Annotated in this window: 26 protein-coding genes; 20 read left to right on the top strand and 6 right to left on the bottom strand. The window is 46.8% G+C overall.

Annotated features, from left to right (window positions below):
* The first annotated feature begins 25 nt into the window (after nt 1-25).
* From nrdR to thrS, 4 genes are all read left to right on the top strand, one after another.
* Nucleotides 26-493, top strand: a complete 468-nt coding sequence (gene nrdR / locus LBPC_RS08410; RefSeq protein ID WP_003565887.1) for a transcriptional regulator NrdR — start codon at nt 26-28, stop codon at nt 491-493.
* Nucleotides 494-572: 79 nt separating this feature from the next.
* A complete protein-coding gene (locus LBPC_RS08405; protein ID WP_003579580.1) occupies nt 573-1,919 on the top strand; it encodes a replication initiation and membrane attachment family protein in 1,347 nt (448 codons plus the stop codon).
* The gene (gene dnaI / locus LBPC_RS08400; protein ID WP_003570519.1) at nt 1,919-2,854 is read left to right on the top strand and encodes a primosomal protein DnaI; all 936 of its coding nucleotides are present in this window, start codon (nt 1,919-1,921) and stop codon (nt 2,852-2,854) included. Before LBPC_RS08405 ends, dnaI begins: the two co-directional genes overlap by 1 nt.
* A 526-nt stretch (nt 2,855-3,380) precedes the next feature.
* Nucleotides 3,381-5,354, top strand: coding sequence for a threonine--tRNA ligase (thrS, locus tag LBPC_RS08395; protein ID WP_032780915.1), 1,974 nt, complete (start codon nt 3,381-3,383; stop codon nt 5,352-5,354).
* 120 nt (nt 5,355-5,474) lie between these two features.
* On the opposite strand, the gene LBPC_RS08390 is transcribed toward thrS, so the two are convergent.
* Complete coding sequence (locus tag LBPC_RS08390; RefSeq protein ID WP_003579561.1) at nt 5,475-6,044, bottom strand: histidine phosphatase family protein; 570 nt, start codon at nt 6,042-6,044, stop codon at nt 5,475-5,477.
* Nucleotides 6,045-6,193: 149 nt separating this feature from the next.
* On the opposite strand from LBPC_RS08390, the gene LBPC_RS08385 reads away from it, so the two are divergent.
* From LBPC_RS08385 to rplT, 5 genes are all read left to right on the top strand, one after another.
* Nucleotides 6,194-6,583: a hypothetical protein gene (locus LBPC_RS08385; RefSeq protein WP_003588070.1), complete on the top strand. Its 390-nt coding sequence runs from the start codon at nt 6,194-6,196 to the stop codon at nt 6,581-6,583.
* Nucleotides 6,576-7,271 carry an enhanced serine sensitivity protein SseB C-terminal domain-containing protein gene (locus tag LBPC_RS08380; protein WP_003595838.1) on the top strand — a complete coding sequence of 232 codons (696 nt, stop codon included), beginning with the start codon at nt 6,576-6,578 and terminating at the stop codon, nt 7,269-7,271. Before LBPC_RS08385 ends, LBPC_RS08380 begins: the two co-directional genes overlap by 8 nt.
* 198 nt (nt 7,272-7,469) lie before the next feature.
* The gene (gene infC, locus LBPC_RS08375; protein ID WP_014952023.1) at nt 7,470-7,985 is read left to right on the top strand and encodes a translation initiation factor IF-3; all 516 of its coding nucleotides are present in this window, start codon (nt 7,470-7,472) and stop codon (nt 7,983-7,985) included.
* Nucleotides 7,986-8,064: 79 nt separating this feature from the next.
* The gene (rpmI, locus tag LBPC_RS08370) at nt 8,065-8,265 is read left to right on the top strand and encodes a 50S ribosomal protein L35 (protein WP_003565872.1); all 201 of its coding nucleotides are present in this window, start codon (nt 8,065-8,067) and stop codon (nt 8,263-8,265) included.
* Between the two features lie 34 nt (nt 8,266-8,299).
* Nucleotides 8,300-8,656 (top strand): 50S ribosomal protein L20, encoded by a 357-nt coding sequence (rplT, locus tag LBPC_RS08365; protein ID WP_003565866.1) that lies wholly within the window; start codon nt 8,300-8,302, stop codon nt 8,654-8,656.
* A 460-nt stretch (nt 8,657-9,116) separates the two neighbouring features.
* On the opposite strand, the gene LBPC_RS08360 is transcribed toward rplT, so the two are convergent.
* The 5 genes from LBPC_RS08360 to LBPC_RS08340 all read right to left on the bottom strand — a co-directional run bounded on the left by LBPC_RS08360 (nt 9,117) and on the right by LBPC_RS08340 (nt 13,249).
* A complete protein-coding gene (locus LBPC_RS08360; protein WP_003660631.1) occupies nt 9,117-9,680 on the bottom strand; it encodes an LOG family protein in 564 nt (187 codons plus the stop codon).
* Nucleotides 9,681-9,756: 76 nt separating this feature from the next.
* Nucleotides 9,757-10,725: an NADP-dependent oxidoreductase gene (locus tag LBPC_RS08355; protein WP_003660632.1), complete on the bottom strand. Its 969-nt coding sequence runs from the start codon at nt 10,723-10,725 to the stop codon at nt 9,757-9,759.
* 6 nt (nt 10,726-10,731) lie between these two features.
* Nucleotides 10,732-11,373 carry an alpha/beta hydrolase gene (locus tag LBPC_RS08350; RefSeq protein WP_003565860.1) on the bottom strand — a complete coding sequence of 214 codons (642 nt, stop codon included), beginning with the start codon at nt 11,371-11,373 and terminating at the stop codon, nt 10,732-10,734.
* A gap of 15 nt (nt 11,374-11,388) precedes the next feature.
* A complete protein-coding gene (locus tag LBPC_RS08345) occupies nt 11,389-12,357 on the bottom strand; it encodes a ring-cleaving dioxygenase (protein ID WP_003565858.1) in 969 nt (322 codons plus the stop codon).
* Nucleotides 12,350-13,249, bottom strand: coding sequence for a VOC family protein (locus tag LBPC_RS08340; RefSeq protein WP_003575408.1), 900 nt, complete (start codon nt 13,247-13,249; stop codon nt 12,350-12,352). The genes LBPC_RS08345 and LBPC_RS08340 overlap by 8 nt, the downstream gene beginning before the upstream one ends.
* 406 nt (nt 13,250-13,655) lie before the next feature.
* On the opposite strand from LBPC_RS08340, the gene LBPC_RS08335 reads away from it, so the two are divergent.
* The 11 genes from LBPC_RS08335 to gndA all read left to right on the top strand — a co-directional run bounded on the left by LBPC_RS08335 (nt 13,656) and on the right by gndA (nt 22,132).
* Nucleotides 13,656-14,192: a YqeG family HAD IIIA-type phosphatase gene (locus LBPC_RS08335; protein ID WP_003565854.1), complete on the top strand. Its 537-nt coding sequence runs from the start codon at nt 13,656-13,658 to the stop codon at nt 14,190-14,192.
* The gene (gene yqeH / locus LBPC_RS08330; protein ID WP_003594812.1) at nt 14,173-15,297 is read left to right on the top strand and encodes a ribosome biogenesis GTPase YqeH; all 1,125 of its coding nucleotides are present in this window, start codon (nt 14,173-14,175) and stop codon (nt 15,295-15,297) included. Before LBPC_RS08335 ends, yqeH begins: the two co-directional genes overlap by 20 nt.
* 139 nt (nt 15,298-15,436) lie before the next feature.
* The gene (yhbY, locus tag LBPC_RS08325; RefSeq protein ID WP_003565850.1) at nt 15,437-15,748 is read left to right on the top strand and encodes a ribosome assembly RNA-binding protein YhbY; all 312 of its coding nucleotides are present in this window, start codon (nt 15,437-15,439) and stop codon (nt 15,746-15,748) included.
* Between the two features lie 10 nt (nt 15,749-15,758).
* Nucleotides 15,759-16,409, top strand: coding sequence for a nicotinate-nucleotide adenylyltransferase (locus LBPC_RS08320; RefSeq protein WP_003660637.1), 651 nt, complete (start codon nt 15,759-15,761; stop codon nt 16,407-16,409).
* On the top strand, nt 16,402-17,001 hold the full coding sequence (yqeK, locus tag LBPC_RS08315; protein WP_003565845.1) for a bis(5'-nucleosyl)-tetraphosphatase (symmetrical) YqeK: 600 nt from the start codon (nt 16,402-16,404) through the stop codon (nt 16,999-17,001). The genes LBPC_RS08320 and yqeK overlap by 8 nt, the downstream gene beginning before the upstream one ends.
* A gap of 3 nt (nt 17,002-17,004) precedes the next feature.
* Entirely contained in the window at nt 17,005-17,364 is a 360-nt protein-coding gene (gene rsfS / locus LBPC_RS08310; protein ID WP_003565844.1) for a ribosome silencing factor, read from the top strand.
* Entirely contained in the window at nt 17,361-18,098 is a 738-nt protein-coding gene (locus LBPC_RS08305; protein ID WP_003660639.1) for a class I SAM-dependent DNA methyltransferase, read from the top strand. The genes rsfS and LBPC_RS08305 overlap by 4 nt, the downstream gene beginning before the upstream one ends.
* Before the next feature lie 35 nt (nt 18,099-18,133).
* Entirely contained in the window at nt 18,134-19,270 is a 1,137-nt protein-coding gene (locus tag LBPC_RS08300) for a nucleotidyltransferase (protein WP_003660642.1), read from the top strand.
* A 262-nt stretch (nt 19,271-19,532) separates the two neighbouring features.
* Entirely contained in the window at nt 19,533-20,081 is a 549-nt protein-coding gene (locus tag LBPC_RS08295) for a YceD family protein (RefSeq protein WP_016368938.1), read from the top strand.
* Between the two features lie 134 nt (nt 20,082-20,215).
* Complete coding sequence (locus tag LBPC_RS08290; protein ID WP_003660646.1) at nt 20,216-20,530, top strand: DUF3781 domain-containing protein; 315 nt, start codon at nt 20,216-20,218, stop codon at nt 20,528-20,530.
* Between the two features lie 183 nt (nt 20,531-20,713).
* Entirely contained in the window at nt 20,714-22,132 is a 1,419-nt protein-coding gene (gndA, locus tag LBPC_RS08285) for an NADP-dependent phosphogluconate dehydrogenase (protein ID WP_003575396.1), read from the top strand.
* The last annotated feature ends 187 nt before the right edge of the window (nt 22,133-22,319 follow it).

Genomic DNA, 22,319 nt, shown 5'->3' with positions numbered 1-22,319 from the left:
AAACTTTGATTAAGAGGGTGGAGTCTTGCAATGTCCCCATTGCCATCATAATAGTTCGCGAGTTGTCGATTCCCGACCAACAGACGGTGGCCGTGCGATTCGCCGCCGTCGCGAATGCGAAAATTGCGGGTTTCGGTTTACAACCTTTGAACGGGTTGAACAAACCCCGCTGTTAGTGATCAAAAAGAATGGTACACGTGAAGAATTTAATCGTGAGAAGATCCTAAAAGGACTTATTCGGGCTGCTGAAAAACGGCCGGTTACCATGGAACAAATGCAAAGTATTGTCGATTCTGTCGAAAATCAGTTGCGTGCGATTGGTGAAAACGAAGTCTCCAGTCAGGCGATCGGTGAGTTTGTCATGTCTAAACTAGCCGATGTCGATGATGTTGCCTATATCCGTTTTGCCAGCGTTTATCGACAGTTTAAAGATATGTCTGTCTTCATGCAGGAACTGCAGGACATGATGAAGAAAGAAAAGACCAAGAAGTAAAGATCATCGCAGCTGAAAATGGTAAACCGGACCTGAGGCAAATGTCTCAGGTCCGTTGTCTGAAAAGAGGTGAAAGTGCATGCAACGTCCTGATACATTTAGTCCACAGGCAGGGTTTGTGTTAACAAAAGCCGGTCATTTGAGTGATTTTGACGAAAAAGTAGCAATTTCACTCTATCAGCCGCTCATCGGGCCGATTGCGATGGCATTGTATCTGAGCCTGTGGCAGGAAGTTAAAGATCGCGCACTAGTGACTGATCGACGTCTGCAATTATGGCTGCTGGATTTGTTAGATATTGATATTGATCAATTATTCAATGCGCGTGTCAAACTGGAGGCGGTCGGGTTATTGCGCACTTATACGCAAGTCGACTCATTAGGGCGTTACTACGCTTATGAGTTGTATGCACCGGTGGCACCTGATGCCTTTTTCAAGGACGATCTTCTCGGGTTGCTCCTATACGACAAAGTTGGGGAAAAAAGATACGATGAGCTGGTTGGCCAATTTAGCCTCAAACCAGTCCGCAGACCTGAATGGCAGGAGATTACAGCCAGTTTTCTCGATGTGTTTCGGTTTGATCATGATTTGAGCAAGGAACCACCAGCAGTGGTGGCAGCTAAATCAGATATGACGCAAAAAGAAGCCACGCGGCCACGGCTTGGCACAGGCGGCGGCTATGATTGGGCATTAGTCAAAGCGATGCTGGCGAATAGTAATATTCAAGCGGGGCAACTCGCAACGCATCAGGAAGCGTTGTATCAAATCGCCGGTTTTTACGGGATTCAACCGCCGGATTTTGCTCGCTTGATTAGTCGCGCCACAGATGTCATGACCGGCAAGATTAATTTGAGTCAATTGCGGCGCTTAGCTGAACAAGGCTACACCCGAGCACAACCACATGCGCAGCCGACGACCACGACGGCGCCGCCAAAAGTGGCATCAGCTGACGAAGCTTTGTTGCAAAAAGCCAAAAGTATGCCACCGCGCCAATTCTTAACCGCCGCCAAGCAGGCAAAAAATGTCCGAATGTACCCGGCTAACAACGAGTTACGTGCCGTTCAGCAGCTGAGTGAGCGGAATGTGTTCGATGCGCCGACGATCAATATTTTGATTGATTATATTTTACGAACCAATGACAGTATTAATCAGGCATTGCTTGATGCAATTGCTAACAGTTGGCTGAAAGCTAATGTGAACAGTCCCGAGGCTGCTTTGAAACAGATAAGTGACTTTGAAAAACAGAAGGCCAGTGGCCAAAAACGGCGTCAAGGTAGCGCCAAAGGTCCGCGGCAGGAGAAGTTGCCAGATTGGGCACAAGAAGGTTACCAGCCTGAAAAGAAAAAGGTGAGCGATGCTGACCGCGAGAAACTAGCAGCCCAATTGGCGAAACTGCGTGAACTCGGTGATAAAGGAGGCGCGAACTGATGGAAGATATGCGGAAACGAATTGCCATGTTGATGGATTCTCGACAGTGGCGGGATCGTTATTTCAAGATGGTCAAAGAAGCCTTGCAGGACCCTGAAGTTCAGGCTTTTCTAAAACAACATACCGGCGAACTCGCCGATGATGCGATTGATCGCGGAACCGCGAAGATCTACGAATTTGTCAGCGAACGAAACAAAATTGCTCGTGGCGAATTACCATTGGCACCGGGTTATAAGCCGACCCTAGTGGCAGCTAACGGTTTGATTGACGTCGCTTATGAACCAACAGATGCCAAAATTGCGGCCGATGAGGAGGCTAAACAGGCTTCCTTAGTCACATCGGTTAACATGCCCAAGGACATTCGTGGGGCAAGCTTAACCAATTACGATCCGACTGATGAGCGGATGGATGCTTTGTTGGCGGCTAATCAATTCGTTCTCGCCGTTGTTGCCGATCCTAAGGCTTTTCATCAAGGACTATATTTGAGTGGTCCATTTGGAGTCGGCAAAACATATTTGCTTGGCGCGATCGCCAATGATCTTGCCGAAAAAGGCGGGATTGCCAGTACCTTGATTCATGTCCCAACATTTGTGGTTGAAATGAAAAATGCCATCGGGAACAACACCGTCTTGCCAAAGATTGATCGCATCAAACGCGCGCAAGTTCTGATTCTTGATGATATCGGTGCTGAAAGCATTAGCCCATGGGTTCGCGACGATGTTCTTGGCATCATTTTGCAGTATCGCATGCAGGAAAAAATGCCGACCTTGTTTAGCTCGAATAAAAGCATGGAAGATTTAACTGCCTCACTTGCCGGCACAGATCGCGGAAATTCAGAGATGCTCAAAGCCAAGCGCATCATGGAACGGATTCATTTTTTAGCTAAAGAAGTGCAGGTCGGCGGTGAAAATCGGCGCAATCCATTGGCAGATTGACGCTCAAAGTAGCGCTATTCAGTTGTAAACCGTTGGCGGATGATGTTATTTCCAGAATTAATTGTAGCCGTGCGGACGGAGCTAGTTCACGCTGTGGCTGAAACGCGCTCTCTGGCGCAGAAATCTGCACATAAGGACCTCAAGCCTAAATGGCCAAAGCCCCGCCATTGAGGCTTGAGGTCCTTATGTTCCGGTTCCTAAACGCGCCAGAGAGCGCTCTTTTTCAGAAAACCTCTTGCACCTGACTGCGCAATGTGTTTCAATGAAGCTATCGAAGACGGAAGCAACAAAGGATCATCCAATAGAGAGCGAGACCATGGCTGAAAGTCTTGCAAGATCTGATCCGAACCACTTCTCGAGATTGCCGCAAGGCCCTGTTACGCAGGTTACGCGTCAATTAAGTGGCCAACAGCCGGTGCTGTTGGCAAACTGGGTGGAACCGCGATCACTGATCGTCCCTGATATCTCTTAAGAGATGTCAGGGATTTTTTGGTTTCTTCGAAAAAACAATAAAGGAGTCTTACTCATGGCATTAGATATTACATTTCCTGATGGTAACGTCAAACAGTTTCCTGATGGCACCACAGTTAAGGCAATCACCGAGGGTATTAGTAATAGCTTGGCAAAGAAGGCTGTCGCTGGCAAGTTAGATGGCGATTTGATCGCTTATGACGAACCGATTGCGCATTCTGGTCAATTGCAAATTATGACCAAGGATGATGCAGAAGGTTTGACCGTTTTGCGGCAAACAGCAGCGTTTGTGCTGGCCGCTGCTTTGAAAGACTTATACCCGGATATTCATTTTGGTCAGGGTCAAGCAACGGAAGACGGTTTTTACTACGATACCGATCGTGCTGACGGTCAGGTGAGTGTTGATGATTTGCCAACCGTTCAAAAGAAAATGGAAGCGATTATCAAGGAAAACGCGGCACTTGAACCAGTTGTGTTGAGTCGCGCCGAAGCTTTCCAAGCCTTCAAAAATGATCCATTCAAGAAGCAGTTGGTTGAAGCTGCTGGCGATCCGATCAAAGGCTATAAGTTAGGCGACTTCGTTGATTTTGAAGAAAAAGTGTTGCTCCCAAGTCTCAAGGACTTGAAGCATCTGAAGCTGCTGTCAGTGGCTGGTGCTTACTGGCAAGGCAAGAGCAGCAACCCGATGCTGCAACGGATCTACGGCACGGCATATTGGAGCGAAAAGGGTCTGGAAGATGATGCCAAACGACGCCAAGAAGCTGCTGAACATGACCATCGGGTGATCGGCCGTGATTTGGATCTATTCTTCGTTGATCCTAAGGTTGGTGCAGGCTTGCCGTACTGGATGCCAAATGGTGCCACGATTCGTCGTGTTATCGAACGCTATATCATTGACAAGGAAATTGCTGATGGGTATGAACACGTCTACACACCTGTTTTAGCTAACTTGGATCTCTATAAGACGTCTGGTCATTGGGATCACTATCGCGAAGACATGTTCCCGCCAATGGACATGGGTGACGGCGAAATGTTGGAATTGCGGCCAATGAACTGCCCAAGCCATATTCAGATTTATAACCATCACATTCGCTCTTATCGTGAATTACCGTTGCGGATCGCAGAACTCGGCATGATGCACCGTTATGAAAAGTCAGGTGCCCTGTCCGGCCTGCAACGTGTCCGTGAAATGACGCTGAACGATGGTCATACTTTTGTTGCTTTAGACCAAGTTCAAGAAGAATTCAAAAAGATTCTGCGCTTGATCATGGATGTCTACGAAGACTTCAATATCACCGATTACAGTTTCCGGCTTTCATATCGTGACCCTAAGAACACCGAAAAATACTTCGATGATGACGAAATGTGGACCCGTAGCCAAAGCATGTTAAAAGGTGCCATGGACGACTTGAAACTGGATTATTACGAAGCCGAAGGTGAAGCTGCCTTCTATGGTCCAAAGTTGGATATCCAAACGAAGACCGCACTTGGCAATGACGAAACCATGTCAACCATTCAACTGGACTTTATGCTTCCGGAACGGTTTAATCTAACCTACGTCGGTAAAGACGGTGAAGAGCATCGGCCAGTCATGATTCACCGCGGGATTGTCGGCACGATGGAACGGTTCATTGCCTATCTGACGGAAATCTACAAGGGTGCCTTCCCAACTTGGCTAGCACCGACACAAGCTGTTTTGATTCCAGTCAACAATGATCTGCATCTGGATTACGTCAATCGCATTAAGAAACAAATGTTAGTCGCCGGTCTCCGCGTTAAAGTTGACGATCGGAACGAAAAGATGGGCTACAAGATTCGTGAAGCGCAAACCAAGAAGATTCCATACACCGTTGTTGTCGGCGATAAGGAATTGAATGATGCTGCGGTTTCGGTTCGCCGCTATGGGGATGAACACACCAAAGAAGAAGCAGGCAACATGTTCATCGATGCTTTAGTCGCTGAAGTGAAGAATTACAGCCGTGACGGCAAAACCAAGCCAGGCGAAGCGACCAAGGTTTTAGGTGATTAGTGTCATTTTCAATCAAATGGGGAAGGAACTTTTGAGACATTGTTCTCAAAGCTCCTTTTTCTTTTGATCAAAATCCCGAAAAGCGCCATCAGTTTTGGATTATTTTGAGGTTTGGAAACACTATTTTAGAACTTTAAATGTCTTTGATTTTGGTTCCCAGACAGCTAGGTGAACCATATTGCCTGCATGCATTTCGATACGGGTGACAGCGGCGTAACCAAGTTTCGAGAAAAAATGATAGCCGATACCGGGGATGGCCGCTTCGACAAGACTGCTTATCGCCGTGCCATGACTACCGACAGCGACGAATGCCGAACTTGGCAGTCCATATAAAAATGAAAGGTAACGTTCTTGAACTTGATGAATAGATTCACCAGGTTTTTCAAAGAATGTTAAATCTTGCCACTGCTGATTAACATAGTCAGAAAAATTTGGCAGCCATGCAGGCATTTTTCGCTCCACCAATAGTTCGTTTTTTTGAACGGGTAAGCCGTGATCATCTGCAATCGGTGTGATCGTATCAACAGCACGTTTGAGTGGGCTTGAAAAAAAGGCCGTGTACGGATATTGATGCAAACTGTCAACCAACTGCTGAGTTTGCCGCTGACCAGCGCTGGTCAGTGGCCGCAAAAAATCATCATGAATCGTGATGTCTGGTTCAGCATGCCTCACTAAGTCAATTGTTGCCATGGTGATTTCTCCATTCATTCATAATTTTGTTGTTAGTATCTTTAGGAACAGGTTTGTTCTCGCCAAATTTAGCACATCCGCCATTTGTTTTCAGCATGTATGATAAACTGGACACATTTACGACACACGTCAAAAGAAAGGGTGAATCGGTGTTTATCGCATTATGGGCTTCATGGCTCGTCTTATTCGTGGTCACAAAGATCCTCGCTGCCGTTTTGTATTTGGTGGTTTTGTTCGCTTACATGAAGCTGCCATGGCGGACCCCGAATCAGCGCGGTTACTGGTTAATTGCCCATCGCGGCCGTGGCCTGTTAGTGATCATGGGCATTGTGATGTTGCTAACTGTTGTTGGTGCTTATGGCATCGCAACTTGGTGGTTTGCTAAAATTGAATTTCAACCTCAAGGTGTGGCTGTTTTCGGCAGTGTTGGCATTGTGTTACTCTCATGGCTGGTTGGCCTACCAAAAAAATTACGCAGGTTTCGTGGCAAAGTGAGTGCCGATCAGAAACGAGATAAAGGGGAAAACGATGATGACTGATGAACCAATTGTTCAAAATCCACAACTTATTCATTTGATTCAGTTATTACGGGCTGATCAGAATGAGGAGACCCAAGCCGCTTTTTACGCTGCTTTAAAGACTGCTAAATTCATATTGCCTGTTGGGACAACGAGAGATGGTGATCCGACAATCGTCATGATTACGGATGATCAAGGACAGGACTTCTTACCAATTTTTACCGACCAGGCTAATTTCGGTAAAAGCCCAGATCATGATCAATACGCTGTTGCCACCATCAATGACTGTGCCAACTTTTTATACGAAGATCACGATATACAAGGTGTCGCCATCAATCCATACGGCGAAAATATGCTGCTATCACGCGCCAACTTGTTTTACGTGGCTAAACCTGATAGTGCTAAAAATGGTGAGGCTGTGCGGATCGGTGAACCGCCGCGTGAAACCGCCACATTAGTTAAGCACTTGCGCGACTACTTGGCGAAGCTGAGAACTGTTCATGCAGCCTATTTGACCACCATGATCCGCGCTGATGATACCCAAAGCCTGTTGCTGGTCGTAGATGCAGATAAAGGAACAGACCTACACGCCGTTGTTGCTTTTGCAGAAGCTTATTTACCAGAAACGACCCAATTCCACGTAAGTCCTAATGACAATGAATTAGGACGCTATGTGAGCGGTGAGTTTGCGCCATTTTATCAGCGGTAAAATCGCTAAAAGCTGAAACTTGACGTCGCCTGAATGTTCCTGTATAGTTATATCCGTTGAGAAAAAGCAGAAGTTCCCGCTTCTCGCCTAAGTCCTTGGACCGCTAGGCTCATTAGTTCGGTATTTAATGAACAGCGGGGTCTTTGTGGCCACGCTGCTTTTGTTTTTTCTCTGAAATTCACACGGAGGTGAACAACCATAGCAAGAGATCTGATAGTCAATGACAGTATTCGCGCACGTGAAGTTCGATTGATCTCCCAGACCGGTGAACAGCTCGGCGTTAAGAGTACGCGTGACGCCTTGGCCATTGCCGAGGATGCAAATTTAGATGTTGTCCTAGTATCGCCTAATGCCAAGCCACCGGTTGCCCGTATTATGGATTACGGGAAATTCCGGTTTGAGCTTCAAAAGAAAGAGCGCGATGCTCGGAAGAAACAAAAGACTGTCACCATCAAGGAGATCCGCCTAAGCCCAACCATCGGTGAAGCAGATTTCAATACTCGACTCAAGAACGCCACCAAGTTCCTTGAAAAAGGTGACAAGGTTAAAGTCAGCGTTCGGTTCCGTGGTCGGGCAATCACGCATAAGGACCTTGGTCGCAAAGTCCTTGAGCAGATGGCGGATGCCGTTAAGGAAATTGCTGCTGTTGAAACGCATCCTAAGATGGACGGCCGCAGCATGTTCTTGATGCTTGCACCGCGTGCCGAGAAGTAGTTTTCGGCAAGATCGTATAAAAAGCGCAAGCTGGTGAACTTCACCAGCAACACGCTGATGTTTACAGGAGGAAAAAGTCATGCCAAAATTCAAGACCCACCGTGCTTCCGCAAAGCGTTTTAAGAAAACCGCATCAGGTGCACTGAAGCGCGGTCATGCTTATACGTCTCACCGTTTCCACGGCAAGACCAAGAAACAACGCCGTCAATTGCGTAAGTCAGCATTGGTATCCCACTCAGATATGAAGCGGATCCGCCAGATGCTCAGCCAGATGAAATAATAATCTATCGGATTTGATTTGAGGAGGAATTCTAATGCCACGTGTTAAAGGTGGAACAGTTACTCGTAAGCGTCGTAAGAAGGTACTGAAGCTCGCTAAGGGCTATCGTGGTGCCAAGCATTTGCTGTTTAAGGCAGCTAATGCCCAAGTCATGGTGTCATACCGTTATGCTTTCCGCGATCGTCGCGCTAAGAAGCGTGATTTCCGTCGTCTTTGGATTGCACGGATCAACGCCGCGGCACGCATGAACGATATTTCCTACAGCAAGCTAATGCATGGCTTGAAGGTTGCAAATGTCGACATGAACCGTAAAATGCTCGCTGACCTTGCTGTTAGCGATCCAGATGGCTTCAAGGCTGTGGCTGACACAGCTAAAAAAGCTTTGGCTTAATGCCAATTTAAAAGAGCATGTCACAACTCGCCTTGACGAGCTGACATGCTCTTTTTGCGTATATAAGTGAAAAACATGGGGTCACATTTAAAAAAAGAGGCTGAGCCATAATTTCCTTGCAAGACTTGTGATTCATTAAATTCCGAATAATCGTAGAAAGTTGCTAGGCTAAAACTTTCTTGCCGTGCCAAACTCCGCAATCTCCGGCCAGATGGGGCTGGAACGCTGTGACGGCGCTTCGAGCCCAAAAACCGGTCTCGAAGTCGCCTAACAACATCAGCGACAAAGCCCGGTCGCTGTGTTGTTTCCACGGCTGAGCCCCATCTGGCCTACGATTGCTCCGCCTTGGCACTACGGTTTTTTAAGTAAATAATCCATGAGCAGGCAAAAAGGAACAATTTTTCCATAGTGAAAAATCGTTCCTTTTTGTTGACCGACTGAGAATAATATCTCAACCTGTTTAATGATATTGCCGAACCCCCAACGGTTGATAGTTGGCAATGAACGTACTGATGGCGGTTAGATCATCCGAGAATATCACGTTATCGAACGCATCCTGATCAAAGAAACCTTGGTCAACTGCGGTTTGATACATCTGTTTCAAAGGTTGGTAATACCCATTTTGATCAAACAGGATCGTTGGGCTTGCGTTAAGGCCAATTCGGGAGAAGGAAATTGCTTCGGTGATTTCTTCCAAAGTGCCAGGACCGCCGGGAAGGGCAAGGTCGGCATCTGCCATCTCGATCATTTTGGCTTTTCGCGTTCCCATGTCAGCAACGACTTCTAAATGCGTCAAGGCTGGCATGGCTAAGCCGCGATCAGCGAGCACTTGCGGCATGATGCCGATGACGTCACCGCCATGGTCAAGGGCACTTTGCGCAACTGCGCCCATTAGTCCGAGTTTACCGCCGCCATAAATCAGCGTATCGCCACGTGCCGCAATCCATGCGCCAACTTTGCTTGCTGCCTGTAGAAATGCTGGATCCGCGCCACTATTGGCGCCACAATAAACTGCAATTTTCATGTTGTCCCGCCTTTCGTTCACCCGTTTATCATACGGCGTGAAAACAAGCGGGACAAGGCGTTAACCCAATTTTTGTTTAAAGTTGATTGATGTCTTTACGAACCGGATGGGTGACATGACGATCTTGCATCACAATCAACTTGCCCGGGGCGTGGTGTGTTTCCAACATTTCATGCGCAGCAATGACGCCATCCACGGTAAAAGCAAATGATTGCGCTACACGAACTTGCAGACCCCATTTTTGGGCGACATCAACTAAATAGGCAAAGCCATCATGAACAGAATAGTCCTTCGATGGGTTCAATTGCAGGTGGGTTGTGCCGGGCTTGCTGCTAACATCAACGTCAGCATAAGCGGTCGTCACATATTGACCGCCAGCTTTGACAAGCTTTAGCGAGGCACCGTGGTCTGCAGCGCCAAAAACGGCGTTGACCACAGCATCAGCACGGCTGTCAGGTAAATCATCTGTATAGCTGTAAATCTGATCGGCCCCGAGTTGTTGCAAATAGTCGTGGTGTTGGGCACCTGCAACGGCAATGACATTTAATTTTTCAAACTTGGCGAGCTGCACCAAGATAGCACCAACACCGCCGCTTGCGCCAATGACTGCCAAAGTTTGGCCAGGCTTAAGTGACAGCATATAGTGCAAAATGTTAAAAGCAGCTAAGCCAACTTGCGGTAGTGCAGCAGCGTCCAAAAAGCTTAAGGCAGTCGGTTTTTTGTAAATTTTTGAAGTTGAGGCGGTGACATACTCGCTGTAACCGCCAATTGGTCGATAATTCAAGACAAGATCACCAATAGCAAAGTCAGTCACCCCTTCGCCGAGTTTGGTAATTCGCCCAAGAACATCTGTGCCGGGGACAACTGGGAACTTAACTTTTCGAAAAGCCGCTTGTTCACCACGACGCAGTGAAGCATCGTAGGGATTCAAGCCAAAGCCAAGAACCTGCAATTGTACTTGACCAGTTTTTGGTTCGGGAATCGGCGCCTCAATGGTTTCAAAAACGCTCGGATCACCATACTGTTCAAAACCAAAACGTTGCATAGTCTTTCACCTCCGTCGCCAATCAGCTAACCGACCACTCTTTGCCAGCCAGCTTTTGGCGTTTGTCAATTCTTCTTCATTCAAATTGTGACTTTGCCCATGACGGAAAATCGTGACATCGGCACCTTGCTCTTCAAGGTACGTATCGAGCACTTTGAAGTTTTGTGCTGGCACAATCGGATCTTGATCGCCATGTGACATCCAGACTTTGACATCGCTAAGATCTTGTTTTGAATCGACTGTCGAAAGTGCCATCGGGTGAAAGAAAATGCCTGTGTGGAATGTATCACTTCGCGTCAATAGCGCCCGTGCAGCAACGTTAGCGCCGTTAGAATAGCCGATCACGATAAATCGCTCATAGTCGATGTCAAATTTCCGGCAAAGGTCATTTAACACTGAAAATAGCCAAGTGGTCTCCTGTTCAAGATCGTTTAAATCAAAGCCGCCATTTTCCGTGTGCTTGAAGTAGCGGTTCATGCCTTGTTCTTGCACGCGACCGCGAATCGACAACATGGGACTATTTGGCGAGAGGTACTTGCCAATTGGCAGTAAGTCATTTTCATCGCCGCCTTGGCCATGCAGTAATAGTAATGGTGAGACAGTTGGATCACCTTTAACAAATGCGTAGTTTACTTTATCTTCTGCCATCGCAACCTCCAATCATTAACGTCCGCGCCAGTCGGTTTTGACTGGGGTTAATTGCTTTTCAATTTCTTCGCGTTTGCTTTCCAAGAATGGTGGCAACTCTAAGTGAATGCCGGCTTCATCATAAGTTTCATCCTGTAAGAAGCCTGGGCCGGTGGTTGCAAGTTCAAACAAAATTTGCGGTGCCGCGCGGAAATACTCGGATTTGAAGTAGAAGCGGTCAACGTAACCTGATTGCGGCAAACGATACTGCTTGATGCGATCAATCCACGTACCTAAGGTTTCTCGATTCTCAGTCGAGAAAGCCGCGTGGTGAATGTTGCCAAAGCCCTCCTCGGCAATCGGCAGATCTTCTCGATGCTCAAGAATCACTTGGGCGCCATGACCGCCTTCGCCAACCTCGTAAAGTGACCAGTTGCCATCTTCAGCAATTTGCTTATAACCCATAATCTCGGTCAGTACATATTGCATATGACCTAAGTTGAAAATGGTAACGGTCACTGGTCCAAGGCCAGTAATCGCGAATTCCTCAGGTACGTCATTGTGTTTCCATGGCGTCCCACCGGCAACCCCATGATCGTTTTCATCGGATACAAGCTGATACTGTTGATCATCTTGATCATGGAAGTTAATAATCTTGGTACCGAATTGATTGCTAATACCTTCATTAGCAACCCCTTTTTCAGCAAATCGCTTGAGCCAATAATCTAACGCTGCATCACTAGGCACACGAAAACTTGCGCGGGAGATCATGTTCGTGCCTTTTTTACCTTTAGGCTGGTTAGGGAAGGTGAAGAATGTCATGTCAGTTCCGGCAGTACCTTGATCATCAGTGAAATAAAAATGGTACGTATCCAACGCATCTTGGTTAACTGTCTTCTTAATAAGATGCAATCCCAGCGTTTTGCTCATGAAGTCAAAAATCGCTTGAGGATCGCTGGCCATGGCTGTGACGTGGTTCATACCTAATAATGTGTGTTCAATCATGGAAATCCACTCCTTTGGTTTTAAAATACGTTTCAATGGCTTGACGTTGTGCCTCGAACTTCGGCGGCAGTCCGAGACCTTCGCCGAGGTGGGCAAGCGGCTCATCTAACGCAAAGCCGGGTTCCTTAGTGGCAAATTCAATCCGATTATCGGCAGGATCGCGAACATATAGGCTCTTAAACCAGCCGCGATCAGCAAACTCCTCAACTTCATAGCCATGTTGTGCGGCAATTGTCCCCAGTCGCGGCAGTGCTTCTTCATGGTCAACGGTTAACGCAAAATGATCCATGCTTCCGCGGCCAAATCGTTTGATGCTATCAGTGAGGCTAGGCTTAAGGGTCAAGGTGTTACCGGCCTCAAGCTTGAATTGATTATTTTCGGGGGTCACACCCAGCATGGTTTGAAAGAAGGTCTTTTCAGCTTCATGATCGGCCACTGGGAGATCGACATTAATTAATCCGGTAATCTGGTTTTCGCCCGGAACATCGTTTGGCACGACAAGTTGCGTTGGTAACGTTTGATCGGTCACCAACAGTCTGACCGGCGTATCAGCCGGATCAACCAAAGTTAAACTGGTCAGCGTGGCTGTCACCACACAACCTGCCATCCGCAGACGCTGTTCCCAAAATGCCAATGACCCAGTTGGAATGGCAAGATCAATCCCACCCAATTGATTTTGCCCATCGTAGCGATGCCCCAATCGATCAATCGCAAAAAAGGTAACCACACTGCCAGGAGTTCCTTGGTAATCACCGAAAAACAGATGTCGAACATGAACGTTCTCCTGATTGACGGTATTTTTGACCAGACGTAAACCTAAAACCTTTGTATAAAACTGAATTGTCGCTGGTGCATCACCGGTCAACAGCGACACATGATGCAAACGGGTCATGACATTGCCTCCTCCTTGATACACTTACTAAAAATAAGTATAACAGTCTTATTCGCTGAATGCGAGTCGCTGCTATCAACCTAATCGTACCTTGTTTTGACATATAAGGCGATGATTTCGTCTTTAAAAAGATAACGGTTTCATTCAAGCTTGACGCTTGTTTGGAAAAATAGCAATTTTTATAATTGCTGAAGGATTTTGCTGTTGGAAGAAAACAGAGTAGCTTAACTAGCTTCTTTAATTTTAATGGCAAGCAGAGAGCTCGCGGAACCATCCCGGACAAAGGCGTACACCTTTGGATCAATAGGATTGGAGCTCGCCACGCCTGTCAATGAAGCTGACTCGCGCTCGGCACGCTTTTCGGCTATAATATAAGGATATGAAAACCGGAGAGGGGACAAGATTTGTGGCAGTTTTTGAGCCGACTTGGCTGGTAACGAATATTTTCAGTTTGACACCTGCCAGCTTGAAACAACAAGGGATTAAGGCGGTCTTGACGGATCTAGATAATACGTTGATGGCGTGGGATCATCCCGAAGGCACTGAAACACTGACTCGCTGGCTGACGGACTTGCGCAATAGCGGGATTAAAGTGGTGGTCGTCTCGAATAACAATGCAAATCGAATCCACAAGGCAATGGCCAAGCTGGGTGTGGCATATGTTGCTCGTGCTTTGAAGCCGCTTCCTGTGGGTATCACGAAAGCGCGCAAACAATTAGGGCTTAAGCGATCTGAAGTGGTGATGGTTGGCGACCAATTGCTGACCGATATTTGGGCAGGCAATCTTGCTGGTGTGCGAACCGTTTTAACCCAGCCACTTGTTCAAAGTGATGCGTGGAACACCAGAATTAATCGTTACTTTGAAGGTTACGTTTTTAAAGCACTCGCTAAGAAACGGCATTTGGATTATCAGGAGGATATTCATGGATACCACGAACACTGAAACAGAGCGCCGTTGCATAGGCTGCGGCGCTATTTTGCAGACAACTGATCCCAAAAAGCCGGGATACTTGCCAAAAGCCACTTTAAGCAAGGCCGATCCTGATGACGAGATTTATTGCCAGCGCTGTTTTCGGTTGCGGCACTACAACGAAATTGCGCCGGTGACGTTGACGGACGATGATTTTTTACGCTTGTTGAATGCCATCGGTGAAAGTAATGCGTTGATTGTCAACGTCATCGATATTTTTGATTTCAATGGCAGTGTCATCCCTGGACTGCATCGTTTTGTGGGTGACAACCCAGTCATTCTTGTCGGGAACAAAGCCGATGTGTTGCCGAAGTCGCTTAACCCGAATCGATTGAAGAATTGGTTACAGCAGCAGGCAAAGGCACAAGGGTTGCGTCCGGTAGTCACGATGCTGGCCAGCGCTAAAAAAGGTTTTGGCGTTGATGAGCTGTTGGATGCCATTGAAAAATATCGTGATCATCGAGACGTTTATGTGGTAGGCGTGACGAATACTGGTAAATCTACTTTGATCAATCGAATTATAAAAGAATTGACTGGCGTTGAGGATTTGATTACCACGTCGCGTTTTCCGGGAACGACGTTGGATCGCATTATGATCCCGCTGGATGATGGCCAATCATTGATTGATACACCAGGGATCATTCATCGGCATCAGATGGCACACTTTGTCGGCCCTAAAGACTTAAAATTAGTCTCACCGACTTCCGTCATCAAGCCAGCAACCTATCAATTGAATGAAGGCCAAACTATTTTTCTTGGCGGTTTAGCGCGATTTGATTACCTTCGCGGAGGTCGCAACAGTTTCGTTATTTACACTGATAATCAGTTGACACTGCATCGCACCAAGTTAGAAAATGCGGATGATTTCTATCAGAAGCATGTGGGCGGTTTACTGTCACCACCACAGGCGGATGAAGTGCCAGACTTTCCGCCATTGGTTCGGTTTGAATTCACCCCAAAGGAAAAAGCCGACTTAGTTTTCGCCGGGTTAGGCTGGATCACTGTGCCTGCTGGTGTTACGGTTGCCGGCTATGCGCCAAAAGGTGTGGATGTTTTGTTACGGCGTGCGTTCATTTAGAAAAACTATCTTTCGTATCATAATTAATCATGTCGAAGTAAAACGTGTACGGCGGTAAGTATCCATGACCACAACGAGGCACTCAGCCAGTTGTGTTTAAAGAGCTATGCCTGCCGACACGGTTAGAGGAGCGTTATTGATGTTAACAGGGAAACAGAAACGATATTTACGCAGTTTGGCGATGACCACGAAGCCGTTAATCAATGTTGGTAAGAACGGTTTAGGTGACACGTTTGTGGCTGGGGTGAAAGATGCCCTCGAAGCGCGGGAACTAGTTAAAATCAGTTTACTGCCGGCTGCCGATGATACACCGCAAGAGGTAGCCGATACCTTACAGGCGGCCATTCAAGGTGTGGAGATCGCCCAAATCATTGGTCACACGGTTGTTGTCTATAAGCAGGCTGAGAAGAAAGATCATCGAAAAATTAGCCTGGAAGTTAACGCACGCTAAGAGGATCACTATGGAGAAGACGCAGAGTGTCACATTGACCCAGCCCGTGATCTCCGTTGAAATGCGCGAGCAGATTCTTGGCCAGCATCGGCGAAAACAGATTGGCCTATTTGGTGGGACTTTTAATCCGATTCACAACGGTCATTTAATCATGGCCGAAGCAGCTGGCACGGAGTTGGGATTAGAAAAAGTTTATTTTATGCCCGATAATCAACCACCGCATGTCGACACTAAAACTGCCATTTCAGCGCGGCATCGTGTGAATATGGTGCAACTAGCTATCGCGGACAATCCGCTTTTTGGATTGGAAGGGATTGAAATCCGACGAGGCGGTGTCAGCTACACTTATGAGACGATATTGGAGCTGCACCGGTTACATCCAGACACCGATTATTATTTCATTATTGGAGCCGATATGGTGGATTATCTGCCAAAGTGGTCGCACATTGACGAACTTGTCAAATTGGTGACATTTGTCGGTGTTAAACGGCGTGGGTATACGCCAGCTAGTCGTTATCCAATTCTGTGGGTGGATGCGCCTTTGATTGATATCAGCTCAACTGATGTGCGTGATCGGGTCGAAAATGGCCGAAGTTTGAAGTATCTGGTACCTGATTCAGTAATTGATTATATTCAAAAAGAGGGATTATATCGTGAGTGAACATCAATATCCGGCAAGTCTGACACATGGCTTAAGTCGTGAGGAAATTTTAAATCGGCTGCACAATCGGCTCGATGAACCGCGTTATGAGCATTGTTTGCGGGTCGAAGCGACTGCCATTGAATTGGCCAAGCGTTTTGATCAAGACGTTGATCGCGCAGGCTTAGCAGGTTTACTGCACGATTATGGTAAAGAGATTCCAGTTGAGACCTATAAACGCGTGATTATTGAAGATGGTTTCGATCCGGATTTGTTGCAATATGGCCGCGGCGTTTGGCATGGTGTTGTCGGCGTTCATTTCATTCAAACAGAGGTCGGCATTACTGATAAGCAAGTATTGACTGCCATTGCGCGGCACACGACAGGTGATCCGGAAATGACCAAGCTTGATGAAATCATTTTTGTTGGTGATTTTATCGAACCGGCGCGATCTTTGCCGGTTGAAGCAAAGGCGCGTAAGGCAGCGGAAACGAACTTGGAAGAAGCTAGTCGAATTGAATTGGAGAATACCTTGACTTATCTCATTGGTGCGCGCAAACTCGTTTTTCCAAAGACACTATTAACTTATAACGCATTCTTAACAAAGGAGTAATTTATGATTGATTCAAAAACGATGTTGGAAGTTGCTGTCAAAGCAGGTGATTCTAAGCGTGCTGAAGACATTGTGGCGCTAGATATGCGCGGTGTCAGTTTATTAGCTGACTACTTTGTCATTATGAGCGGTACTTCAGATCGACAAGTGCAAGCGATTGTCGATGAAATTGAGGATAAAGAAGAAGAAGCCGGCGTTACGATTCGTCGTATTGAAGGCCAAAAAGGATCGAAATGGATGCTGATTGACATGAACGATGTTGTCGTGCACGTCTTCATGCCAGAAGAACGCCAATTCTACAACCTTGAAAAGTTATGGCAGGAAGCACCGCTGGTTGAAGTAGATCAGTGGGTTGAAGCATGATTTATCAAACGTTTGCCGAAGTTTACGACAAACTGATGGATCAATCACTCTATTCGCAGTGGCGGGATTATGTCACGAAGCGGATTGCACCAGCTGGTCAGCCTATCTTGGAGTTGGCAGGCGGTTCGGGTTTCTTGGCTGTGTTGTTGGCGCAAGCCGGCTATCAGGTGACCGACTTTGATTTATCGGACGAAATGTTGTCGCTGGCGGCAGAAAAGGCTGAGGAAGCCGATGCCCAACTGGCTCTTATTCAAGGCGACATGCGTGATTTGAGTGATTTACCACCGTTTCCGGTCGTGACATGTTTTGACGATTCCATTTGTTATATGGCGAATCTTGAAGAAGTTCAGCAAGTCTTCACTCAGGTAGCATCTTTGTTGCCGCCGGGCGGGGACTTTCTTTTCGATGCGCACTCGCTATATCAAATGGATCAGATTTTTCCTGGTTATATGTACAATTATCAGACCGATGATTTTGCCTTTTTATGGCACAGTTTCGTAGGTGAGGTGCCGCATAGTGTTGAGCATGATTTAACGTTCTTTCTTTATGATGAAGGCCTGGATGCCTATAAACCGCTTACGGAAACCCATAAAGAACGAACTTATCCGATTAACGACTATCTCGATGCCTTAACCGCAAGTGGGTTTGAAAAAATTGAAGTGACAGCTGATTTTGGCCGTCAGCCAATTCAGGCGGACAGCACACGCTGGTTTTTTCATGCGAAGAAAAAATGAATGACCATGATGATCTTGCAGTTTAGGAGGCGGCCATGCAGACAGTTGGGATGATTGCTGAATTTAATCCATTTCATACGGGTCATGCATATGCCTTGGCACAAGCGCGAAAGCTGGCGCAAGCAGATGTTGTCGTTGTCGTGATGTCTGGTAACTATGTACAACGCGGGGAGCCGGCTATTTTTGATAAATGGGTTCGGGCGCAGGCGGCTTTGCAGCATGGTGCAGACATTGTCGTTGAGTTGCCGGTGACCGGAGCCGTTCAGGCCGCTGACCAGTTTGCTGAAGCCGGTGTGACCGCGTTGGCCGCCATGGGTGTCAACACTTTAGCCTTTGGTACTGAGCATCCTGAAGTTGCTTATGCGGATTTAGCTGAAAAACTGGCGACAGCAGCGTTAACTGAGGATGGATTTCGCGATTATACGCAGACATACGCCACGCAACTCAACGCTGTTTATGCAAAAGCGGCTGGGATCACCCAAACTGATCCTAATTTTATGCTGGGCTTGAGTTATGCCAAGGCTAATTTAGCGTTGAAGAGGCCGATGACATTGTTACCATTTGCGCGTCGTGGGATTGGTCATGATGAAGTAGGCATTCAAGCCAACATCGCCAGCGCCTCGACAGTGCGTGAGTATTTACGTGCTGATCAATCGGTTGAAGCCATCGTGCCTACTGAGCTTGTCGATTTTTATGCTAAGCAACAACAGTATAGCTGGGCACAATTTTTCCCGTGGTTGAAATATCGCGTGCAAACAGCCGAGCTCAATGAACTGCGGCTGGTCGCAACCATGGCAGAAGGGTTAGAGTATCGCTTCACCCAAAAAATTGATGACGCGCAAGACATGACTGCTTTTTTGAAGCAGGTAAAATCGAAACGCTATACCTATGCGCGGTTGCGACGGCTAGCGTTGGCCATTACTTTGAATATGACGGCTACGGCGGTTAATCAGGCACGGCAACACCCGCAGTTGCATGTTTTAGGGTTCACGCCAACTGGGCGGCAGTATCTCAATAGTGTCAAGCATGATCTTGACTGGCCCTTGCTCACAAAGGTCAGTGCTGATATGCTTGCACCGGATGGCGTCCTCGCGATGACCCATCGCGCGGATCGATTAATCACAACGATTGGTGGCGTTGAGCAGAACTATGGCCGACGACCACTGATGTGAAGAGCGCGAACTGGCGCGCTTAGTAACCGGAGCATAAGCGTCCTCACGTGTGATGACCGAACTTGGATCATTGCGCCTGAGGTCCTTACACGCAGGTTTCTGCGCCAGTGAGCGCGTTTATGAGCAGAGCGTGAGTAGGCGCGTTTAGAAACCGGAACATAAGTGGCCTCAAGCCTCAATGGCTGGTCCTTGGCCATTGAGGCTTGAGGCTCTTATGTGCAGGTTTCTGCGCCTACGAACGCGTTTAAAGGAGGTAAACCACATGTTGAAATGGACCGTTCAGGAGTTAATAAAACACGATCAGGAGCCGTTGCATTTTAGCACCACGTTAGATGTTAAAACGGATTTACAGGATCGCGATCCCGAGGTTCTTGACGTGAGTCCCATTCAGGTAAGCGGCGATATTGTCTATGATCGTGGTGACTTTTTGGTCAGTGTTAATCTAAAGGGTAATTTGGTTGTGCCGTCAACGCGCAGTTTGACGCCGGTCACACTGCCGCAAGATTTTACGTTCAGCGAAATTTATTTAACGGACGCTGGTCATGCTGACCAATATGAGGACGGCGAAATTCTTATGCCGCTCGAAGATGCTGAACTGGATCTGTTGCCAGCAATTGAGGACCATCTGTTGTTGAGCATTCCAATGCAGGTCCTGACACCAGAAGAAGTCGCAAGCGGTGATATGCCCTCAGGCGATGACTGGGAAGTTTTAGCTGAAGAGGATTTTGATAAAGCTGTTAAAAAAGAAAAACAGGCGGACAATCCCTTTACGAAATTAAAGGGAATGTTCCCTGATGACGATCAATCGTGATCAATAAGGTCTTCAGGCTCACGGTAAGGCGATTTGATCTATTGACAAATGGCACCTTCGTAATTGTATTGCGAGGATGCCATTTTCTTTTGTAGTAGCGAAAACGGTTTTTATGAGAAAGTCTTGTTGGGTTCATGACTCAAAAACAGTTGATAAGGGAGCGGACTCAAAAAATAAAGCTCGCTGCGGTGAATATAAAAATGATTTCTGATAATCAGTTACTGAGAAACTTAGACAAATTGCACACTACAAAACTAGGGCGCATCCGGATTGAACACAATCTTTCACTTACTAATCGGGACGTCATTGCATTTTGCAAAGAGAAAATTCTGAATCCTGAAGCAATCATGAATCGAAAGGGTAAAAATTGGTACGTCAAGATTGATCACATCATCGTGACAATTAATGCTAACAGTTTCACCGTGATAACAGCTCACACAGAGGGATAGCATTTTAAAATAGTTGAAACAAAGCTGATTCTGTCTGTTTGCCTGAGGCGGCGTCTTCTTTTTCAAAGAAAATAAGCGAAGAAAAATTGACCGCTTCTAAACTAGCTGTTGACTGTTAAACCCAAGCTGTTTCTGCTAACATAAAAGGAGTAAATGACGAAATGAATGAGGAGGTCCATGTTCATGGATAAACCACAAATTGGTGTTGTCGGCATGGCAGTTATGGGCAAGAATCTTGCCCTGAATATTGAAAGCCGCGGCAATACCGTTGCTATCTTCAATCGCACTGGCAGCAAAACAAAGGCGGTTGTTGAAGAGCATCCGGATAAAAAGTTGGTACCAAGTTACAAAATTGAAGATTTTGTCGCATCACTTGAGAAACCACGCCGAATTATCATGATGGTTAAGGCTGGCGCTGGTACAGATGCTGTTATTAAGGAACTACTCCCGTTATTAGATAAAGGCGATGTGCTGATTGATGGCGGTAATACTTTCTTTGAAGATACCATGCGTCGCAGTGCTGAGCTCGACAAGTCAGGCATTAACTTTATCGGCATGGGTGTTTCCGGTGGCGAGTTAGGCGCTTTGCATGGCCCTTCATTGATGCCAGGCGGCCAAAAAGAAGCCTATGACCTGGTCGCACCAATTCTGGAAGCCATCTCCGCTAAGGCTGAAGACGGCGCACCTTGTGTCACGTATATCGGACCAAACGGAGCAGGCCACTATGTCAAGATGGTGCATAATGGCATTGAATACGGCGATATGGAACTGATCGCTGAAAGCTACAACTTAATGCGCAATCTTCTTGGCCTTGATGTCAAAGAAATGGCTGATATTTTCAGTGAATGGAACAAAGGCGAACTGGATTCTTACCTGATTGACATCACTGCTGACATTTTGACTCGCAAGGATGATCTCGGCAGTGACAAACCGATTGTTGACATGATCCTTGATCGTGCCGGCAATAAAGGCACAGGCAAGTGGTCCTCCCAGTCAGCACTTGAATTAGGGGTACCGCAGAGTGTCATTACTGAATCAGTCTACGCTCGTTATATCAGTGCCATGAAACAAGAACGGGTTGAGGCCAGCAAGGTATTGCCGAAGCCGGTTGCCAATGTTTCTGTTGACAAAAAAGAAGCCATTGAAATGATTCGCAAGGCTCTGTACTTCAGTAAGCTCATGTCGTATGCCCAAGGGTTCGAACAATTGCGCTTTGCTTCAGAGAAGTACGATTGGAAGCTGCAATATGGGGACTTGGCCAAGATCTGGCGCGCTGGCTGCATCATCCGCGCTCGTTTCCTGCAAAACATCACTGATGCGTATAATAAGAAGCCCGATTTGCAGAACTTATTGCTGGATGACTACTTCTTGAATATCGCCAAGAATTATCAGGAAAGTGTCCGCGACTTAGTTGGTGTTGCTGTCAAGGCTGGTGTACCAGTTCCAGGCTTCTCAGCCGCTATCAGTTATTACGATTCCTACCGTTCAGCCGTCTTGCCTGCTAACCTCACGCAGGCACAACGTGATTACTTCGGTGCGCACACTTACGAACGAACCGATCGCGACGGCATCTACCACTATTCATGGTATACCGAAGCTTAATAACTTCATATTTATAAAAATGAAGACCAATCTCACAAACATATTTATTGTTTGAAGGATTGGTCTTTTTATGAGAATTTACCAGTTTTGAAAAATGAGAAAGTCTCCGAACAAAGATTTCTTGTGTTTGTCGAGCCCCATCGTTGCGCGGCTGATAGTCAAAATGAGAAAACTGTGCTAAACTGTC

It is taken from the genome of Lacticaseibacillus paracasei subsp. paracasei (genome assembly GCF_000829035.1).
GTDB lineage: Bacteria > Bacillota > Bacilli > Lactobacillales > Lactobacillaceae > Lacticaseibacillus > Lacticaseibacillus paracasei.
The sequence above is the reverse complement of the archived record's forward strand: the minus strand, read 5'-3'. Positions and strand labels throughout refer to the sequence as shown.

Excerpts from the sequence above, each read along its gene's own strand:
- LBPC_RS08405 (WP_003579580.1), top strand. The coding sequence starts at position 573 with ATGCAACGTCCTGATACATTTAGTCCACAGGCAGGGTTTGTGTTAACA.
- dnaI (WP_003570519.1), top strand. The coding sequence starts at position 1,919 with ATGGAAGATATGCGGAAACGAATTGCCATGTTGATGGATTCTCGACAG.
- thrS (WP_032780915.1), top strand. The coding sequence starts at position 3,381 with ATGGCATTAGATATTACATTTCCTGATGGTAACGTCAAACAGTTTCCT.
- LBPC_RS08390 (WP_003579561.1), bottom strand. The coding sequence starts at position 6,044 with ATGGCAACAATTGACTTAGTGAGGCATGCTGAACCAGACATCACGATT.
- LBPC_RS08380 (WP_003595838.1), top strand. The coding sequence starts at position 6,576 with ATGACTGATGAACCAATTGTTCAAAATCCACAACTTATTCATTTGATT.
- rpmI (WP_003565872.1), top strand. The coding sequence starts at position 8,065 with ATGCCAAAATTCAAGACCCACCGTGCTTCCGCAAAGCGTTTTAAGAAA.
- rplT (WP_003565866.1), top strand. The coding sequence starts at position 8,300 with ATGCCACGTGTTAAAGGTGGAACAGTTACTCGTAAGCGTCGTAAGAAG.
- LBPC_RS08360 (WP_003660631.1), bottom strand. The coding sequence starts at position 9,680 with ATGAAAATTGCAGTTTATTGTGGCGCCAATAGTGGCGCGGATCCAGCA.
- LBPC_RS08355 (WP_003660632.1), bottom strand. The coding sequence starts at position 10,725 with ATGCAACGTTTTGGTTTTGAACAGTATGGTGATCCGAGCGTTTTTGAA.
- LBPC_RS08350 (WP_003565860.1), bottom strand. The coding sequence starts at position 11,373 with ATGGCAGAAGATAAAGTAAACTACGCATTTGTTAAAGGTGATCCAACT.
- LBPC_RS08345 (WP_003565858.1), bottom strand. The coding sequence starts at position 12,357 with ATGATTGAACACACATTATTAGGTATGAACCACGTCACAGCCATGGCC.
- LBPC_RS08340 (WP_003575408.1), bottom strand. The coding sequence starts at position 13,249 with ATGACCCGTTTGCATCATGTGTCGCTGTTGACCGGTGATGCACCAGCG.
- yqeH (WP_003594812.1), top strand. The coding sequence starts at position 14,173 with ATGGATACCACGAACACTGAAACAGAGCGCCGTTGCATAGGCTGCGGC.
- yhbY (WP_003565850.1), top strand. The coding sequence starts at position 15,437 with ATGTTAACAGGGAAACAGAAACGATATTTACGCAGTTTGGCGATGACC.
- LBPC_RS08320 (WP_003660637.1), top strand. The coding sequence starts at position 15,759 with ATGGAGAAGACGCAGAGTGTCACATTGACCCAGCCCGTGATCTCCGTT.
- rsfS (WP_003565844.1), top strand. The coding sequence starts at position 17,005 with ATGATTGATTCAAAAACGATGTTGGAAGTTGCTGTCAAAGCAGGTGAT.
- LBPC_RS08305 (WP_003660639.1), top strand. The coding sequence starts at position 17,361 with ATGATTTATCAAACGTTTGCCGAAGTTTACGACAAACTGATGGATCAA.
- LBPC_RS08300 (WP_003660642.1), top strand. The coding sequence starts at position 18,134 with ATGCAGACAGTTGGGATGATTGCTGAATTTAATCCATTTCATACGGGT.
- LBPC_RS08295 (WP_016368938.1), top strand. The coding sequence starts at position 19,533 with ATGTTGAAATGGACCGTTCAGGAGTTAATAAAACACGATCAGGAGCCG.
- LBPC_RS08290 (WP_003660646.1), top strand. The coding sequence starts at position 20,216 with ATGACTCAAAAACAGTTGATAAGGGAGCGGACTCAAAAAATAAAGCTC.
- gndA (WP_003575396.1), top strand. The coding sequence starts at position 20,714 with ATGGATAAACCACAAATTGGTGTTGTCGGCATGGCAGTTATGGGCAAG.